The following is a 15,894-nucleotide window of genomic DNA, read 5'->3' on the forward strand; positions in this document are numbered from 1 at the left end:
GGAGCGTAGAGAACTCGATGATCACTCAGGCTCGTGCCTGCTCGGCGCACAGGGGTCGATCACGAAAGTCCGCGGCGCCTACTGCCGGAGGCTCTTAGTAGGGCTTTGTTAGGTACCCCGGATGATCAACCAGGAGTAGGGTTGTGATCTTCTTTCAGGTGTGACACCTGAGGAGATGGAAGAGGTTCGTCCGCGTCTGGAGGCGTTCGCGGCGGAGATGCTGGGCTCGTTGGCGCGTCGGGATCAGCGGGCCAAGGGCGAGATGTACCTGCGCGGGCTGATGCTGGACGGCAAGCGCAAGTCGATGCAGCCGATGGCTGAGCGCCTGGGCGTGGACCACATCCGCGACGGTGGGTGACGTGGGGTTCCGGATGCTGGCAGTGGGGGCGTACTGGGCGGCTTGCGTGTCGAACATGGCGGCGTACCGGCCGCGTGCGGGGCGGAAATCCCGGTGCCGCCACAGGCTCGAATCTGCGGCGTCTGTCACGTGAGGCCGTCCATCGGGGGCGTGGAGTGAGGAGTGCCGTAGGCGAAGGGCGTGAAGTGCGCTGGGGCGTGGTCGATGGGCATGTCGGATCGCCAAGCGGTGAGGATCTGCGCACTGCACACAAACAGCCCGTCGGGCAGCTCATCCAGGGGATACCAGGCCCAGTCGCCGACGCTCTCGTCCGGCTGCGTGGCCGGCTGGCCCTGCCAGGCATGCACCAGGGCACCCACCGTGACCCGCACGACGCCGCCGACGTGGTCGACGAGCGTTCCCAGGAGCCTGACGTCGTCAGGGCGGGCCATCAGTCCAGTCTCCTCGCCGAGTTCGCGGATTACCGCATCTTCGAAGGACTCCCCGGCCTCGACGGTTCCGCCGGGCAGTTCGAGGGTGCCGCGCCGATGGCGCCCCAGAAGCACTTCCTGCTCGCTGAGGAGGATCGCACCGACACCGACGGCCGCGTGCGGGGCCGGCGGCCGGTTCGTACGGGGTCGGCTGGAGGCGCGGGGCGGTTGTCTGCGCGGCTGGCGTCTGGCTCGGATGAGCTGGATCACGACAGGGTTGTCGCCCTCCGGCGCCCGCAATAGGTCCACCGCCTCGACGGTGAAGCCGTGATTGGTGAGCAGGTCCCCCCACAGCTGGGGTGTGAGCACCCACATCTGTGTGGGGATGGGTTCCTCGTTCCGGAGCCGGATGACCTGCTGGCGCGGAGCCACAGTGCTGGAGGGTTGGCGGCCCTCTGCGTCGGTGTGCAAGGCGGAGAATACGAGGGGTGCGTTTTCGGCGAGGCCGTCCCGAAGGGCCGGGAGCAGGTGGTGTGGATCGATGCAGCCGAAGGTGCGGATGCCGTAGGCGGCGTCGTAGGGATCGACTTGGCGCAGGTGCTGGACGACGTCCGCGCATACGAAGTGCACTCCGGGTTCGGTGCCGTGAGCCTGCAGAGCGCGTTGGTGCTGGGTGGGTGACAGGTCGATCCCGTCCACGAGGGCACCGTGTTTTCGGGCCAGGTGGACGGCGTGGTGGCCGGGCCCGGATCCGATGTCGAGCACTCGCTTGCCGTCGATGGAGCCGAGGAGCTCGGCGCCGGGGCCGACAGCGGGCCAAAACCCCCAGTCGATCCGTTCCGGAACAGGCGGTGTATAGCCGTGGTCCAGTTGCCTCTGGCCGTAAATGGTCCAGCTCTGTTCGTTCGCCGGGGATGCACTCACTGGGCTCTCCGATGTCGGTGGGTAGTTGCTGGCGGGCTTCAGGGCCGCAGTGCGTAGCAGCGGAGTACATCGAGGTCGGCGATTCGAACGACTGACCAGCCGGCGGCGAGGGTCTCGGCTTCGGCGGCGGTAATCCCGAGGCTCTTGAGGCGGTCAGTGTTCTTGCGTCGGCCTGCGATCTCGGTGACGACCCAGAAGCAACCGCCGGGTGCGAGCAGCTGGCGCACGCGGTCGAGGAAGTAGGGCTTGTCATCCATCCACCGGTAGACCAGGCGGCAGGTGATGGCTGCGTACGCCGGGTCCGGCAAGGCGTCGAGGTTGCCGCTGGTGATGTCCCCGCATCGCCAGGTCGGGTTGGTGCCAGAGGCGATGTCTTGGGCGGCGGCAAGGGCGACGGCACTGGGGGCGCAGTCGATGCCGGTGGTGCGGTAGCCGACCTGGTGGTGGAGGTGACGGGCGAGGGCACCGTCGCCGCTGCCGATGTCGAGCGCCGGGCGCCCGTTGCCGGGGCCGAGGTGCTCGGCCAGCAGTGCGGTCTCGGCGGTGGCGAGCTGACGGTAGCGGCGGCCGTTTGACCACAGTGGCTCCCAGTAGGCCCGCGAGGAGGGGATCATGTGCGACCTCCTTCGGGCCGGTAGGCATCGCGGTCCTGTTGCAGGCGCCACAGGTCCTGCATGAGACCGGGCTGGTTGATCAGCTCATGGAAGGTGCCGTTCTGCACGATACGACCTGCGTCCATCACCACGACGCGGTCGGCGACGGAGGTATTGGCGAGGTTGTGGGTAACCAGGACGACAGCTCGGTCGCCGGCCAGGTGGCGAAGTCCGGTGAAGATGCGGTGCTCGGCTCTGGGGTCGAGGTCGGAGGTTGGCTCGTCCATGACGAGCAGGCCCGCGTCGCGGTGTGCTGCTCGGGCCACCGCGATGCGCTGCCATTGCCCTGGGGAGAGTGCCACCCCGCCCCACCACTCCCGGGCCAGCAGGGTGTTCAGTCCGGACCGCAGGGTGGTGAGGACGTCGTCGGCGCCGCTGGCCTCGGCTGCGCGAAGGACGGCCCGGTCCCCCTCCGGCCGCGGTTGGCCCAGGGTGATGTTCTCGCGTGCGGTCATGGGCCAGCGGGCGAAGTCCTGCGGGACCACCGAGGTCTGCCGCCACATCGCGTGCGGGTCTAGGCCGGCGATGTTGACGCCGTCCCAGGTGACGGTGCCGCTGGTGGCCAGGTTGAGGCCGGACAGCAGCTTCATCAGGGTGCTCTTGCCGGAGCCGTTCTCTCCGATCACGGCCACGATCTCGCCCTGGCGGACGTCGAAGTCGACGGCGTGCAGGGTGTCCTGTGTGGCTTCCGGGTAGCGGAAGGTGACTTGTCGAAGAGCGATGTGCTTGGGCCGGCTAGGCGCGAGGGTGCCTCGGTCCAGGCGCTGACCGGCTGCCTCGTTGACGAACCGTTCCCAGTCGTCGAGGTACAGCCCGGTGCGGAGCAGGTCCCGACCGTATCCGACGAGTCCTTGCAGCCCGGTGGCGGCAGAGCGCAGGGCGAACACGGCGGTGCCGGCTGCTGCGGCGGAGATCCGGCCGGATCCCAGCAGCAGGAGGACCGCGCCCCATACGACCGCCGACCCGAGCCCAGTCGCAGCGGCGCCCACGAGAGTGACCTTGGCTCGCTCCCAGGTGGCGGCGTTGCTGGTGGCCTCCACACGCTCCGCGCTCGCCCGGTACTTCTTCAGGAGGTAGGGGGCCAGGGTGTCGGTGCGGACCTGGTCGGACTGGTCCTTCGCGATCAGGTGCCAGCGGAGCATGTACATCACGCGACGGTCCTTGTGGGTGGCGACCGTCGCCAGGTAAGTGATGCGTTCGCCCCGGATGCTGGCGATGGCCTGCGGTACGGCGGCCAGCACGAGCAGCGGAAGCAGGAGGGGGTACAGGCTGGCCAGCACCACGGCTGCCCCGAGGAGGGTGGCGAGGGAGGAGACGTAGTTCTGGGACTGGCCGATCATGTCGCGGCTGACGTCGACGCCTCGCTCGGCTGCATCAAAACGGTCGTTGAACCCCGGGTGATCGTAGGCAGCCTGCTCGGCGTTGGTGGCTGCCTCCAGCATCCGGAACTCCGCCTCACGGCAGATTCGCGGCGACAGCCGGTTGGACAGTGCCTGGATCGCGATGCCGAGCAGCGCCCGCAGGCCGGCAGTCCCGGCAAGAACGGACACGGCCGGGATCGCCCCGCTCAGTCGACTCGTGTCCTGGGCCGTCGCGATGAGTGCAGAGAACGCCTGGGTGGTGGCGAACAGGCCGAGTGCCCCCGCTACTCCAGAGACGATTTGGCAGGCGAGCAAGACCGCGACTGCCCGGGGGTCGACCTCCCACGCCAGGGAGAAGGTCCGTCGAATCAAAGAGGGGAGACGGCGGGCCATGCTGCGTCCGGTCAGCAGGTCGGCGAGTTCCAGGCTGTCCCCGCCTGGGTGGTCGAACGTCAGGATTTCCTCGATGAGGTGTGTCGTGGAGGCATCGCCGTCTTCGCCGTTCTCGTCGTGGAGCTTGCTCGTGGTCTCCATCAAGGCCGGTTTCCTTCCTCGGAAGCAAGGCCGCGGCTGCGGGGTGCGGTACGGGGCGATCACGGGGTGCTTGAGGCGCTGCTCGGAGAGCGCGCAGCTGGGTACCGCCACGGTGCTGATCGCATTGCCGGATAGCCCCGCGCGCTGGCCGGCCAGGAGCAGGCGGAAGCTGCGGTGGCGCTGTCTGCCCCGGCCCGGTATTTACCGCGCGGCCGGGGCAGACGTACGCGTCGCGCTTCGGGGCTACTTCCAGCCGTGCTCTGCCAGAGTGCCGGCCTCTTGCAGGTAGCCGAGAAGCCCTTCCTTGGGGTACTCGATGATGTCCTTGGGTAGTTCGTGCACGCTGAACCACTCCAGGCCGAGGCACTTCTCAGGCTCCTTGTTGACGGGCTCCCCGCTCCACTGGGTGGCCTCGAAGAAGAACCCGATCCGTTCCACGGTGTCGCTTTGCTTGTGGTGCACGACGTGCACCAGTCGCAGATGTTCCGGATCGACGGTGACGCCAGTTTCCTCCTGCAGCTCCCGGGCGGCCCCGACGCTCAGGGGTTCGCCCCGGTCGAGCTTGCCGGACGGCATGTGCCAGCGGCCGTAGCCGTACGGTCCGCCGCGCTGGGAGAACAGCAGCTTGTCGCCCTCACGGAGGATGACGTGGGTATCGATGACGGGTTCTGCGAGTGGCGGTGTCATGGTCCCTGAGAGGTTGTTTGGTGGCGTTCAGGCAGCCGACGCTACCGGCGACTCGGGGATTGCGTCGGCGATTGTGGCAGTAGGCTCCGATGGGGTGGCGTCGCTGGTATTCGCGACCAACACCTTGACGTTGGCCGTCATGAGCGTCTGGGCGGTCTCGTCGTAGAGGTCGACTTCGCGGCCGGGCACGGTCGGGTCGTGGTGGAAACGGTTGCGGGGGCCGCGTGCGGCTATTCGCTCGGCGATGAGGCTGGGGTGCGCAGTCAGGATGACGGCCAGGTCGGGCATCAGGACGTGTGCGTTCAGGTCGAGCAAGAACTTCAGCGGCACGCCGTCGAGCTGCTGCATGACGAGCGTTGAGGCGAGGTACCGGTCGGTGACTACGGTGTCGCCAGCGCTCAGCCAGGGCTCGATCTCGTGCTCGACGTGCTCGTACCGGTCCGCCGCGACCAGGCAGGCCAGGGCGTGGCTGCGGATGTGGCTGAGTGCGCGCTGATGAAGCGACCGATGTCCCTGGTGGTGGGTTCCAGCGCCTGACGGACCGCGATGCCCCGGTTGAACAGTTCGTCGCGCAGGGCTTGGATGGTGGTGGACTTCCCGACGCCGCTGGGGCCATCGAGCGTAACGAACCGTCCGCGTTCCAGTGTCATGACGCAGCCTCCTGGGTCTTCTGGTTGCGCTGGTGCTGCTCGCGCGTTGCAGGCGCCGACCAGGAAGGACCCGGTCACACCGATGACGCCCGCGGCGCCGGCCTCGACGATCCAGTTGATGTGGCGAGCAGGTCCTCGCTGACCGCCGTTTGGCCCAGGAGAGCGGGGGCCTGGTGCAGTGCGGCGAGGGTCTGGCGGCAGGAGTAGTGGGTGACGATGTCCTCGCGGGGCACGCCAGTGATGACGCACCCCACGGCGGGGGAGTAGAGGTAGCACTCGGGCCGGTCGGCGAGGATCCCGAACGCTTTGGACACGACGCTGTTCTGCCGGTACGTCCGGCCGAACAGCATCCGGTCGCCGCGGGCGTCCGGGTATTACTTGACGTACCCCAGGAAGTGCGGGCCGGGATGGACATCGCCGATGACTTTGAAGATCACCCCGGCGCGGTCCAGGAGGTAGTCGCGGTCACGGATGGTCGCCAGCGCTGTGCCCCGCGGCGAACTCTTGAAGGCTGGGGAAGAGGGCGGTATCGACCGTCCCGGTGCGCTCATACTGCTCGAGTCCCTTCGTGAAGAGGTGACGGCGGTACTGCCACTTCAGGTGCTTGTCCGTACGGGAGGGGTCGGTGGGCCGCATCAGGGCGAGGAAGAACAGGGCCTTGACGAGCAGGTATGCGCCCAGGTTCTGGCTGACCGGCTGTCCGGTTGCGTTCAGGCTCGCGTCGTCCAGCACCGCGAGGTAGCGGCGCCGCTGGCCGGGGCTGGCGGTGTAGCCCTTGTTGCCACCCTTGAAGGCGATGATTTCCAGGGCCGGGAGGACGTCGTATCCCAGTGGCACCCAGCCGTGGTGCTGCCAGTCGATGACCCCGGCCGGCAGGACGTTGGGCAGACCGTAGTCGAGGTGGCCCCGCACCAGCGGAACTGTGCCGAGGTGGTCCACCGCGTGATCGAGCGCAGCGCGCGTCCGGTTGTTGTCCAGGTCGGGGTTCTCCTGGAAGACGTTCTGGGTGAACCCGGCGCTGTCCAGCCACTGCCGCAGTGTGCCGGGCGTGGGCCGGACGAGGTGGGCGGCCTGTGCGCGCAGCAGCCGGGTGGCGACCTGCGCGGCGGTGTCGGTGACGTCGTCGGGCATTTTGCGGCCGCCGTCCAGGGACGCCACCGCCCGGTCGTGCAGGGTCTGGTCGCCCAGCGACTCCTCCACGACGTAGTAGTGGCCGTCGTCAGTGGCGCCCTCCTCCAGGACGTGCGGGACCGGGTAGTTAAGGTCCGCGATCCGGCGCTGGAATTCTGCCTCCGCTTGAAGCTCGGCTCCGCCGGTGCGCCGGTACCGCGTTTTGTCGGCGGAGACGTACACCGCGCCGTCGGCGGCAGTCCGCTTCTTGACGAACCGCCAGTTGTTCTCGTCCATCAGCTCGCTCCTTCCGGCTCCTCTGCGGAACCGTGGGTGACCGGGTACTCGGGGATGGCCCGGGACAGGGTCCGGACGTCCATCACCCAGCGCATATCACCCGCCGCGACACGGTGCCGCAGTTCGGCGAGGACGTCACTCCCGGGTGTGTCCGGCCGGGCCAGGTGGGCGCGGCGCCAGAATTTCAGCAGCCCCGGGAGCTGTGCCGCAGTGATGCCCGCCCGGATGTGCAGGGAGCACAAGGGCAGGAACCAGGTGAGGAACAGCTCTCGTAGCGCCGGGCTGACACGGTGCACCTCGCACAGCCGCTGCAGCGCCGCGGTGTCGTCGTACGGGATGCGCCCGTGCAGCGCGTACCGCAGCCGCGTTCCGTTGTCCCGCCGGAACAGGGCCCCGTAGGCGGCGACGTTCGCCGCGGCGTTCTCGGTGACCGCCATCACCGGCCGCCTGGCGTTGGACCGGGCAGCAGGGGCCAGCACGGCGATGTGCACGCCGGCCCGCGGGTCCAGGACCAGGTTGTCGAGCCCGAGCGGCGCGAGGCTGATGCCGTGGTCGCGGGTGCGGGACAGGATCAGCCGCTGAGGGACGTTCTGGGCGATGGTCAGCAGATGTCCCGGTGGCCGGGCCCGGTGGGCGTGGAAGTCATCACGTGCGAGCACTGATGTGCCTGGGGGCCGGTCCCAGACCAGCAACCGCCGGGTGTGAGGCCGGGAGCCCTGGTGCCCGCACGCCCGGCAACTGTCCGCATGACCGTACGGGGGCGTCCGCGGTGGTTCGCGCGGCAGGTCAGACGGGGTGCGCGTACGGCAGTGAACGTCGGCGTCCGTCAGCGCACTGGACAAAGACCAAGACAACGAGCGGCTCAGAGCCGAGGTCTCAGCTCAGACACGAGGGACGACGCCGACGAACTCCGCGACCTTGTGGTTGACCATGATGAACGCGAAGCCGTGTCCATCGCTGCACGTGAGGTCGACGCGCACGTACCCGATGCGGTACGGGCTCTCGTAGTTGTCTCGGTCAGGCTGCACGGTCACCGCCTCGCGGTCGCCGGTTACGTCAGCTCGTTCAACCTCGCCGTTGCCGAAGGCTGGACCCGCCACCAAACCAGTCACCAGAAGCGATGCCGGCCGCACCGGTGGGAGCTGCCGCACAGCATGGGCACCAACGTCCTGTGACACCCGGAGCCGCCCGCACGCTTGATCGAATGAAGGCGCGATTGCCGGGCCTGAAGATGAGGCCTCGGGCCTCCTGGACGATGGAGTATGAGTGCGGTCTACACGCGCTATAGCAGTCATCGGTATCTCGATTGCGGTCACTCTGCCCTTCCTGGGCACCGCCTCCGCGCTCGATCTCAGCTCGTCGGCCCCGGTCGGCAGCGTCGCACCAGGCAGGCTTGTCGTCTCCCAATGGACCTCCGACACGCGGGGGACGTTCGAGGTGAACCCGAAGAGCGGAGCGGTCACGAAGACCCTCACCACCGCCGGCGTGGACGGAGTAGTGTCACCGGATGGTTCGCAGGTCGCGTTCGCCGGTACACCCGGGTGCCAGCCTGTTAACAGTTGCGGCATGCCCACTTCCCTGATGGTTTCCGCGGTCGGTGGAGCGGATCAGCGCACCCTGTTCACCGCCGGGGCGGACGAGGTCGGCTTCACCAGCCTTGAATTTCCTGACTGGGCTCCAGACGGCCAGCACATCGTTTTCGACAGCACTCAGGGAATGGGATGGGTAAAGCCCGACGGAACGGGCTTCGAGTCCCTGGGCCCGGGACTCCGTCCGACCTTCTCGCCCGATGGCACGCAGATCGCCTTCCACCAATCCGTGGAGTACCTGGATGATTTCGGGAACACGGAATACGGCACCGACCTGTTTGTCATGAATCTGGCCACCCGCCAGGTACGCCAGCTCACTACGGACCACCGGGTCTGGAACGCACCCGCCGACTGGTCACCGGACGGACGCCACATCATCTACCCCACCGACAGTGGGGCGAGTGTGGTCGACACCACGACCGGCGACAGCACACCCGTCATCTCCGGCCTCATGGGCGTCTCGCCGGTGTACTCGCCTGACGGCAGTCAGATCGCCTACTCGGCCTCTGACCCGGGCACAGGGCAACACGGGCTGTACGTGGCTGATGCAGACGATCACAATGCACGAATGATTTCCGATCTCCCCGGAACGGAATTGACCGAGTGGATCGAGAACTGACCCGTCACGGTGCCGTAGCCCACTGACCCGTTCGGCGAACGGTCATCAGGCACAGGCCGGCACCCTTTAGAGCATGGCTCCGCCCGCCCTCCAGGGCGTGTGGTAACGGCACCTTGGGTGGGCCGCCCCACCATCACCACCGACGGAATCGCAACCATCGGCTGACCAGCCACCGCGCGGACCGGACCGGCGGGCGAGACCACCTGGTGGCCCTCAAGGTGCACCCGAAGGTGGCACCGCCCCCGAAACGTCAAGGACCCCGGATCTCTCCGGAGCAACGAGGGTCGGGCAGCCTGACGAAGGGCCTCGCTGACGATCAGCGGGGCCCTCGTTTTGCCTGTTCAGGCGGCTGCGGAGGATACGAGATTCGAACTCGTGAGGGGTTGCCCACAACACGTTTTCCAAGCGTGGGCGACGGCGCCGGTCATGTGACCGCAGCAGGCGCAGAGATGGACCGCGGTGGGAACGACCGCCAGGGCGCCTTCCCGCAGGAGGCGTTCGGTCATCTCCAGCGCGAGGGCGGCCACGACGGGCGTGGTGTCGGTGAGAATGCCACCGGCCGGGGCCGCGCCCGGCGCGTACTTGGCGGCGATCGCGCGTTCCTCCCGCTCCTGCCGGCCGATGGTGTCCCGGTCGGGGGCGTCACGGTGGCGCAGGTCTCCGGCCAGAGTGACGGTGTTCCACAGATGCGGGACCGGCCCGGCGTCAAGGAGGGTGTTGAGTGCTTCGGCCGCGCGGATGCCGGCCGCCTTGCCCGGCCGTTCGGCGATGGTGAAGGGGCCGTTCTGCACGGGCCCGTTGATGTACAGGACGTTCATGGCCGCGGCCTCCTCAGCAGTCCGGTTGGGCGGTGCCGCGGGCGTGGAACAGGCCGTCGACCTCGTAGACCCGGACGGCGGCGTTGGGTGTCTTGCGCACGCGGGCCTCGTCGACCAGTTCGGTCACCGGCCGTCGCTCCAGGACCGCGCGCAGCGCGAGGATCGCGGTGTGGTGCGTGAACGCCACGACATCCGCCGCGGACGCGGTGTGCAGGCAGTCGACGAACGCCGTGGCCCGCCGCAGGACGCCGCAGGCCAGGGACTCTCCGTCGGCGCCGGAGGGCGTCCACAGGTGCTTGCGGGTCTGCCGGTCCTCGGTCCCCTCGGGGTAGGTGGCGTACAGCTCTTGTTTGGTCATGTAGGTGGCTGCGCCGTAGTGCTGCTCGTTGAGGAGCACGGTCACCTCGTAGGGCAGGCCGGGCAGAGCAAGCGCGGCGGTGTCGAAGGCGCGGCGGTACTGCGAGGTGCGGATCGCCGGGCCGGGTCCGGTCAGGTCCCGCAGCGTCTGCCGCAGCCACAAACACTGAAGGAAGCCACGTGGCGTCAGGCCGACAACGTCCCGGGACAGGGCATGCGCGGCCGGCCCGGTCCACGGACGGGGGTTCTCGTAGAAGCCGGTGTATTTGGTGGCGTTCTCAATGGATTCGGCGTGGCGAACGAGGAAAAGCATCTTCATCCTCTCCGTCAAGGTGCCGTGCCAGACAGCGCCGTGCCCGCACGGGAGGCGGGCACGGCGCTCCGTGTGTTCAGGGGCTACTGGGGAGTGGTGTTGGCGACCGCAAGGAACTGGTCGGTTGGCAGGTCCATCACGACGTGGGCGTCGGTGCCCTGGGCACCCTGGGCGGCGTATTCGTCGGCGGGCCAGGAGCCGCGGGGGTGGCCGGCGCGGAACCGCCCCAGGACGGTGCGCTGCGTGGGAAGGGCAGGCGTCATCGCGTGCCGCCGTTCTCGTGGGCTTCGATCAGCTCGCCGATCGCGTCGGGGCTGGCGGCCTCGCCGACCCACGTCCCGTCCACGGTGAACACCGGCACGGCGTCGCGGCCGGCGTCGAACACGGACACGTAGCTGCCCCAGCGCTCCAGCACCAGGTCGTACAGCAAGTGCGCGGTACCACCTTCGGCTGCCTTGCCGGGGTTCCCAACTACGCCCCGTGGAGACCTCCGCCTTGCCGCGCTCGGCACCGGACACCACGGGCTTATCCGACAAGATGCGAAAGCGACTACCTAGAAGGGTGGACAGTCGCTGTAGCCCGTCGGCTCCGGCAGTGGTACGACGGGGCGCGGCGTCCGCAGCAGCGCCATGGCCTCCTCGACCCGGCCCAGCTCCACCAGCAGCGGGCCGAGAGTCCGTCGGTGGTCCAGGCGGTCCGCGTCCAGGAGGGCGACAGCCTCCTCCGGGCGTCCGGCGTCGGCCAACAGGCCGGCCAGGCTCTCCACCGCGTACGGACTCCCGCCCTCGGGGTGCACCCGGGCCTCCTCCACCGCCTCGTCGAGCTGTCCGCAGGCAGCCAAAAGCGGGCCCCGCAGCCGGAACAGCTCCCACTCCTCCTTGCCCCGCCGGGCCTTGAGGGCGTCCAGGTGGGCGAGGCCCTCCTCGGCGCGACCCTCGGCGGCGAACAGCCCGCACAGCAGGTCGGCGACCCAGTCCTCGGCGCTGTCCAGCGCGCGCATCACCTCGATGGCCTCGGCGCCCCGCCCATGCCGGGCAAGCAGCTGCGCCAGCAGTGTCGGCGCGTGCCAGCCGTCGTGCTCCGCATGCCGCCGGTACACCTCGACCGCGCCCGCCACGTCGCCGCGGGCCTCCAGCAGCTCCGCCAGGTGGCGGACGGCTTCCGGCCGGTCCTCGTCGGCCGCGTAAGCGCGCAGCTCGTCGATCCGGCCATGCCGCACCAGCAGTTCAGCCAGCGGGTCACGGCTGTTAACCGGCGTGGAGCCGTACGTACGCAGCACCTCGACCGCCTCATTCGTGCGGCCCTGCCCCTCGCGAACGGACGCCAGCAGATTCACCGCGTTGAACGGCTCCGGGTACCGCCCGCCGCACTCCGGGCTGCCGCACCGCGTGCACGGGCACCCCGGCGCGATCCGGGCCGTCAGCAGCGCCGCAACCTCCTCACCCCGGCCCAGCCCAACACCCACCTCGACCAGGGCCTCGGCGAGGGACCAGTCCGCGACGTGCGGCAGGAGCAGCACGTAAGCCTCCTCGCCCCGCCCGTGCCGGGCCAGCAGCAGGGCCAAGTCGTGCAGCGCGAACCGCTCCCCGTCCCGTGCGAAGGGACGGACGAGGAAAATGGCCTCCTCGCCCCGGCCCCCCGAGTCCAGCAGCCGGGCGGCCTCCGCAGTCGCCGTCCACCAGCCCGTCCCTACGTACGGGGCCAGCACCCTGAGGGCCTCCTCCAGCTCGCCCCGGCCAGCCAGCAGGCGCGCCCAGGCACGGGCGCAGAACCAGTCACCGTCTTCCGCCAAGGCCTGGGCGCGCACCACGTCGGCGTGACCGAGGGCGAGGAGACGGTCAACGAGATCCGGCGGTATGCACTCGTCGTGCATGCGGGTCCGGCGGTCGAGTACGGCGGCGTCCATGGCCGCACCCTAACGGTCGGATCACGCACCGTCTTTGGTTGCCCGTGCCGCACGCCTTCCCACGCTCCCGACCGTCTGCTCGAACCACCGCTGAACGAGGACATCTGCAGAGGTCGGTGAGTCAGCGTGTCTCTCTCGGGACGCATTCCGCAGGTTCCATTAGCCGGGGATACCAATAACCGGGGCGGGCGCGGCCTCCAGGACCTCCAGGCCGTCGACGGTGAACTGGGCCGGGGCGCCCGGGTCGTCGGGCTGGACGACGGTTCCAGTGACGCGCAGCAGGTCGCCGGGCTGGATCTCGCGCAGCAGCACGTCGGCGAGGTCCGGGCATCGGGTGGTGCAGGCGTAACGGTGTCCGGGGCGTCGGGCGCGATCCGATCCGCGTCGGCGGGGGAGTGGATCAGGTCGAAGCGGGCGGTTCCCCAGCCGGTGCCGGGGGCCGGGATCGCGACGCACCAGGACCGCCGTTGCACCCTCAGCAAGCATCTCGATTCCGAACTCAACGCTGACCTTGTCCAGGGCGGACCGCACAGCGGGGCTGATCAGGGGCGCACGATGCTGGTGGCAACCGGTGGGGGCTCTCGACCTGCGACTTGACACCTCCGCATCGCGATATGTCGTGACGAGCGCGAGTCTTCTTGGCGAGCCACTCGTAGGTGACCTCTTCCTCGCCGTGCCGCTTCTTCAGTTCCTCGATGCCGCGGTAGGTGAAGTACATGAGGTGATTCGCCTACTCGACGAGCAGTTCCAGGCGTACTTGTTCTCGCTGACTACGCAGTGCACTCACGTCGACACAGAGTCCGCGGCCGGCCCGTCGCGTTGGCGAGCATCCGGCGGACGGTCTGTAGCGGGATATCTGGCCCGACCACGGGTGAGGGTGTGGAAGGGTGAGCGGTGCCCGGGGTGGGCGTCTGGTGTATGGCGCCGGTGACGGAACGGCCACCCCGGGCATTTTTTGTTCAGGCGTGGTCATCGTTCTTGCGTCGGCGCGGCTGGGCGTCGGACACGAACCGAACCCTCGCCGGGATGCTTGGCGTTCCAGGCCTCAGCGCTTATCTGCAGTTCACTCGGATGGGTGCGTAGCGGTGTGGTCCGGCCGTGGCTAGCGGTGATGCGGCGGGTGGGGTGGTGGTAGCGGGATGGTGGCCGTGCTGGGTGCGGTCTCCGGCCAGACCAGCAGGACGGGGCAGGGGGCGTGGTCGACGATGAATCGGCTGGCGGGTCCGAGGCTGCGGGGGCCGAGGTGGGTGTGGTCACCGTCGCGGGCGAGGACGAGCAGGTCGGCGCCTTCCGCGGCGGTCACGACTTCCCGTTCGACGCGGCCCGAGCGCTCTTGGCGGGTGCATGGGCGTCCCAGCCGCTCGGCGGCGCTGGCCAGGAGCTGTTCGGCGGAGGCGGCGGCCAGGTGTTCCACGGCGGTGCCGGGGTCGCGGTCGGGGCGGGCGCGGCCCAGCAGTCCGGCGTAGGCGCCGTGCGCGGCGCTTGGCACTTCGTGGCCGGTGACGTGCAGCAGCACGAGCTCGGAACCCTCGGGCGCGTAGGCGCGGGCGGCGTCGACGCAGGCGGGCCAAGTGCCCTCCAGTTCGGGCCGATGTTGACCCCGAGGAGCACGGCCAGGACGGCGCCCGGGCCGGTGGGGGCGGTCAGGGGCAGCAGCACCAGGACCGCAGGCAGGTTGTTGATGACGTTCGCCAGTACGGCTGCCAGTGCCGCGATGGCCAGGAGGGCCGCCAGGCCGGTGCCACCGGGAACCACGTGGCTCAGCGCGCCCGCGAGGCCGTTGTCGACCACCGCCCGGACCACGATGCCCAGGGCCAGCACGAAGGCGCAGAACGGCAGGGCCGCGGCTCGGACGATTGCTGCGGGGGTGGTGCGGCGCTGGGCCAGGGCGCGGGCCGCCAGCACGGCCGCGCCCGCGGCCGCCGCCCAGGCCGGGTTGATGCCGACCGCCGAGGTCAGCACGAATCCCGCCAGGGTGCCCGCCACCGTGAGCAGGGCGAAAAGCGGCAGCTCGCGGGGCTCTTCGGTGGGCGGGGCCTGGGCGCCCGCGTCCAGGTCGGTAGCGAAGAAGCGGCGGATCACCACGTACTCGGCCCCGATCGCGACCAGCCAGGGCAGCGTCATCAGGGCGGCGAAGCGGGTGAAGGTCAGGCCGCTGGCGGCGAAGGCCAGCAGGTTGGTGAGGTTGGAGACCGGCAGCAACAGTGATGCGCTGTTCGACAGGTGGGTGCAGGCGTAGACGTGCGGTTTGGCGCGGGCGCCGAGCCGGGCGGCGGTGGCGAACACCACCGGGGTCAGCAGGACCACCGTGGCGTCCAGGCTGAGCACCGCGGTGATCAGCGAGGCGGTCACGAAGACGAGAACCAGCAGGCGGCGGGGGCGACCAGCCGCCCTGCGGGCCATCCAGGCGCCGCAGGCGTGGAACAGGCCCTCGTCGTCGCACAGCTGGGCCAGGACCAGGACGGCTGCGAGGAAGCCGATCACCGGGCCCAGCCGGGCGGCCTCGGCCGCCGTATGGTCGAGGGAGATCGCTCCGGTGGCGATGACCACCCCGGCAGCGGGGACGGCCACGACTGCCTCCGGCCAGCCCCACGGCCGGATCACTGCGCAGGCCAGCACCGCCAGGAGCAGGGCGACGGAGAGTGCTTCTGCGAGTGACGCGTTCAGGGTCTGAGCCTTTCCGGGGTGGAATCCTTGGTGCAGCGGATGCCGCGCCGGGGCTGACATGTGGCGTCGAGGACGCCGTGGCCAGTGTGAAGTGTCGGAAGAGAAATTAGCGGTATGTCGCCGATGCTTGGGTCAGGTGCCTTCCGCACGCCGACGGCGCTTAGCTGGCTTTATCGAGCAGTAGTGACGTCACTTGTCGACGGGTTTGGGAGGCGGCCCGATCCACGGTCGGGTGATGTTGATGAGTTTGGGAGGCACGGGGGCTCTTGCCAGGGCAGCAATCAGATGCTCTTGGTGAAAGGTGCTGGTCATGCCGCAGATGTCGAAGGCCAAGCTGTACGCGGCGATCCGACGTGACCATCGCGGCGGCATGTCGATGCGAGAGCTTGAGCGCAAGCACGGCGTGACCTGGCGGACAGTGCGCAAGGCGTTGGACTCGTCCTGACCGGAGCCATCGCCGGCCCTGACGGTCTGGCTGAACCCCGACCGCACGAGCTATCCGGGCGGCTGGATACCCATAGCCGGGCTGGATCGTTCCCCAGCTTCGGGAATCGGGCCTCGGCTGCTGGCAGGATGACCGGATGGACGACGACACCGCCCCTACCCGGGGCGACCAGGTTAGCCTTCGTGCGGCCTGTCCG

At 69.1% G+C, this 15,894-nt stretch carries 19 protein-coding genes and 3 pseudogenes; 3 read left to right on the top strand and 19 right to left on the bottom strand.

Annotated features, from left to right (window positions below; genetic code table 11):
* Positions 1–175: 175 nt before the first annotated feature.
* Positions 176–328: pseudogene (locus ACFU6I_RS44210) on the top strand (transposase); the annotation flags it as partial.
* A 155-nt stretch (positions 329–483) separates the two neighbouring features.
* Here the strand turns inward: ACFU6I_RS44210 and ACFU6I_RS44215 are convergent.
* From ACFU6I_RS44215 to ACFU6I_RS44260, 10 genes are all read right to left on the bottom strand, one after another.
* On the bottom strand, positions 484–1,692 hold the full coding sequence (locus tag ACFU6I_RS44215) for an NUDIX domain-containing protein (RefSeq protein WP_384378898.1): 1,209 nt from the start codon (positions 1,690–1,692) through the stop codon (positions 484–486).
* A gap of 38 nt (positions 1,693–1,730) precedes the next feature.
* The gene (locus tag ACFU6I_RS44220; protein ID WP_384378901.1) at positions 1,731–2,306 is read right to left on the bottom strand and encodes a class I SAM-dependent methyltransferase; all 576 of its coding nucleotides are present in this window, start codon (positions 2,304–2,306) and stop codon (positions 1,731–1,733) included.
* Positions 2,303–4,240 carry an ABC transporter ATP-binding protein gene (locus ACFU6I_RS44225; RefSeq protein WP_384378904.1) on the bottom strand — a complete coding sequence of 646 codons (1,938 nt, stop codon included), beginning with the start codon at positions 4,238–4,240 and terminating at the stop codon, positions 2,303–2,305. The genes ACFU6I_RS44220 and ACFU6I_RS44225 overlap by 4 nt, the downstream gene beginning before the upstream one ends.
* A gap of 243 nt (positions 4,241–4,483) precedes the next feature.
* Positions 4,484–4,927: an NUDIX domain-containing protein gene (locus tag ACFU6I_RS44230; RefSeq protein WP_384378907.1), complete on the bottom strand. Its 444-nt coding sequence runs from the start codon at positions 4,925–4,927 to the stop codon at positions 4,484–4,486.
* Positions 4,928–4,954: 27 nt separating this feature from the next.
* Positions 4,955–5,404 (bottom strand): dTMP kinase, encoded by a 450-nt coding sequence (locus tag ACFU6I_RS44235; RefSeq protein WP_384378942.1) that lies wholly within the window; start codon positions 5,402–5,404, stop codon positions 4,955–4,957.
* Entirely contained in the window at positions 5,326–5,577 is a 252-nt protein-coding gene (locus tag ACFU6I_RS44240) for a hypothetical protein (RefSeq protein ID WP_384378948.1), read from the bottom strand. Before ACFU6I_RS44240 ends, ACFU6I_RS44235 begins: the two co-directional genes overlap by 79 nt.
* A gap of 74 nt (positions 5,578–5,651) precedes the next feature.
* Entirely contained in the window at positions 5,652–5,891 is a 240-nt protein-coding gene (locus ACFU6I_RS44245; protein WP_384378951.1) for a hypothetical protein, read from the bottom strand.
* Between the two features lie 151 nt (positions 5,892–6,042).
* On the bottom strand, positions 6,043–6,984 hold the full coding sequence (locus ACFU6I_RS44250) for a phosphotransferase (protein ID WP_384378910.1): 942 nt from the start codon (positions 6,982–6,984) through the stop codon (positions 6,043–6,045).
* Complete coding sequence (locus tag ACFU6I_RS44255; RefSeq protein WP_384378913.1) at positions 6,984–7,643, bottom strand: hypothetical protein; 660 nt, start codon at positions 7,641–7,643, stop codon at positions 6,984–6,986. Before ACFU6I_RS44255 ends, ACFU6I_RS44250 begins: the two co-directional genes overlap by 1 nt.
* A 222-nt stretch (positions 7,644–7,865) precedes the next feature.
* Positions 7,866–8,012 carry a hypothetical protein gene (locus ACFU6I_RS44260; protein ID WP_384378916.1) on the bottom strand — a complete coding sequence of 49 codons (147 nt, stop codon included), beginning with the start codon at positions 8,010–8,012 and terminating at the stop codon, positions 7,866–7,868.
* A 538-nt stretch (positions 8,013–8,550) separates the two neighbouring features.
* On the opposite strand from ACFU6I_RS44260, the gene ACFU6I_RS44265 reads away from it, so the two are divergent.
* Positions 8,551–9,192 (top strand): TolB family protein, encoded by a 642-nt coding sequence (locus ACFU6I_RS44265; protein ID WP_384378919.1) that lies wholly within the window; start codon positions 8,551–8,553, stop codon positions 9,190–9,192.
* Positions 9,193–9,533: 341 nt separating this feature from the next.
* Here the strand turns inward: ACFU6I_RS44265 and ACFU6I_RS44270 are convergent, their stop codons facing one another.
* From ACFU6I_RS44270 to ACFU6I_RS44310, 9 genes and pseudogenes are all read right to left on the bottom strand, one after another.
* Positions 9,534–10,010, bottom strand: a complete 477-nt coding sequence (locus ACFU6I_RS44270) for a hypothetical protein (RefSeq protein ID WP_384378922.1) — start codon at positions 10,008–10,010, stop codon at positions 9,534–9,536.
* Positions 10,011–10,023: 13 nt separating this feature from the next.
* Complete coding sequence (locus tag ACFU6I_RS44275; protein WP_384378925.1) at positions 10,024–10,680, bottom strand: histidine phosphatase family protein; 657 nt, start codon at positions 10,678–10,680, stop codon at positions 10,024–10,026.
* Between the two features lie 83 nt (positions 10,681–10,763).
* On the bottom strand, positions 10,764–10,943 hold the full coding sequence (locus ACFU6I_RS44280; protein WP_384378928.1) for a hypothetical protein: 180 nt from the start codon (positions 10,941–10,943) through the stop codon (positions 10,764–10,766).
* Positions 10,940–11,110, bottom strand: coding sequence for a hypothetical protein (locus ACFU6I_RS44285; RefSeq protein WP_384378931.1), 171 nt, complete (start codon positions 11,108–11,110; stop codon positions 10,940–10,942). The genes ACFU6I_RS44280 and ACFU6I_RS44285 overlap by 4 nt, the downstream gene beginning before the upstream one ends.
* 123 nt (positions 11,111–11,233) lie before the next feature.
* Positions 11,234–12,586, bottom strand: coding sequence for a tetratricopeptide repeat protein (locus ACFU6I_RS44290; RefSeq protein WP_384378934.1), 1,353 nt, complete (start codon positions 12,584–12,586; stop codon positions 11,234–11,236).
* 159 nt (positions 12,587–12,745) lie between these two features.
* The gene (locus ACFU6I_RS44295) at positions 12,746–12,898 is read right to left on the bottom strand and encodes a hypothetical protein (protein ID WP_384378936.1); all 153 of its coding nucleotides are present in this window, start codon (positions 12,896–12,898) and stop codon (positions 12,746–12,748) included.
* A gap of 298 nt (positions 12,899–13,196) precedes the next feature.
* Positions 13,197–13,304, bottom strand: a pseudogene (locus tag ACFU6I_RS44300) (DUF6104 family protein); the annotation flags it as partial.
* 384 nt (positions 13,305–13,688) lie between these two features.
* Positions 13,689–14,168, bottom strand: coding sequence for a universal stress protein (locus ACFU6I_RS44305; protein WP_384378945.1), 480 nt, complete (start codon positions 14,166–14,168; stop codon positions 13,689–13,691).
* Positions 14,141–15,253: pseudogene (locus ACFU6I_RS44310) on the bottom strand (SLC13 family permease); the annotation flags it as partial. The gene ACFU6I_RS44305 and the pseudogene ACFU6I_RS44310, both read right to left, overlap by 28 nt.
* Before the next feature lie 310 nt (positions 15,254–15,563).
* Between ACFU6I_RS44310 and ACFU6I_RS44315 the strand changes: the two are divergent.
* Entirely contained in the window at positions 15,564–15,698 is a 135-nt protein-coding gene (locus ACFU6I_RS44315) for a hypothetical protein (RefSeq protein ID WP_384378939.1), read from the top strand.
* The last annotated feature ends 196 nt before the right edge of the window (positions 15,699–15,894 follow it).

The sequence above is a fragment of the Streptomyces sp. NPDC057486 genome (assembly GCF_042802415.1).
Taxonomy (GTDB): domain Bacteria; phylum Actinomycetota; class Actinomycetes; order Streptomycetales; family Streptomycetaceae; genus Streptomyces; species Streptomyces yanii.

Bases quoted from the DNA above. Each gene is read 5' to 3' on its own strand.
- ACFU6I_RS44315 (WP_384378939.1), top strand. From the start codon at position 15,564: ATGCCGCAGATGTCGAAGGCCAAGCTGTACGCGGCGATCCGACGTGAC.
- ACFU6I_RS44225 (WP_384378904.1), bottom strand. From the start codon at position 4,240: ATGGAGACCACGAGCAAGCTCCACGACGAGAACGGCGAAGACGGCGAT.
- ACFU6I_RS44230 (WP_384378907.1), bottom strand. From the start codon at position 4,927: ATGACACCGCCACTCGCAGAACCCGTCATCGATACCCACGTCATCCTC.
- ACFU6I_RS44280 (WP_384378928.1), bottom strand. From the start codon at position 10,943: ATGACGCCTGCCCTTCCCACGCAGCGCACCGTCCTGGGGCGGTTCCGC.
- ACFU6I_RS44275 (WP_384378925.1), bottom strand. From the start codon at position 10,680: ATGCTTTTCCTCGTTCGCCACGCCGAATCCATTGAGAACGCCACCAAA.
- ACFU6I_RS44290 (WP_384378934.1), bottom strand. From the start codon at position 12,586: ATGGACGCCGCCGTACTCGACCGCCGGACCCGCATGCACGACGAGTGC.
- ACFU6I_RS44250 (WP_384378910.1), bottom strand. From the start codon at position 6,984: ATGGACGAGAACAACTGGCGGTTCGTCAAGAAGCGGACTGCCGCCGAC.
- ACFU6I_RS44220 (WP_384378901.1), bottom strand. From the start codon at position 2,306: ATGATCCCCTCCTCGCGGGCCTACTGGGAGCCACTGTGGTCAAACGGC.
- ACFU6I_RS44265 (WP_384378919.1), top strand. From the start codon at position 8,551: ATGCCCACTTCCCTGATGGTTTCCGCGGTCGGTGGAGCGGATCAGCGC.
- ACFU6I_RS44240 (WP_384378948.1), bottom strand. From the start codon at position 5,577: ATGACACTGGAACGCGGACGGTTCGTTACGCTCGATGGCCCCAGCGGC.
- ACFU6I_RS44270 (WP_384378922.1), bottom strand. From the start codon at position 10,010: ATGAACGTCCTGTACATCAACGGGCCCGTGCAGAACGGCCCCTTCACC.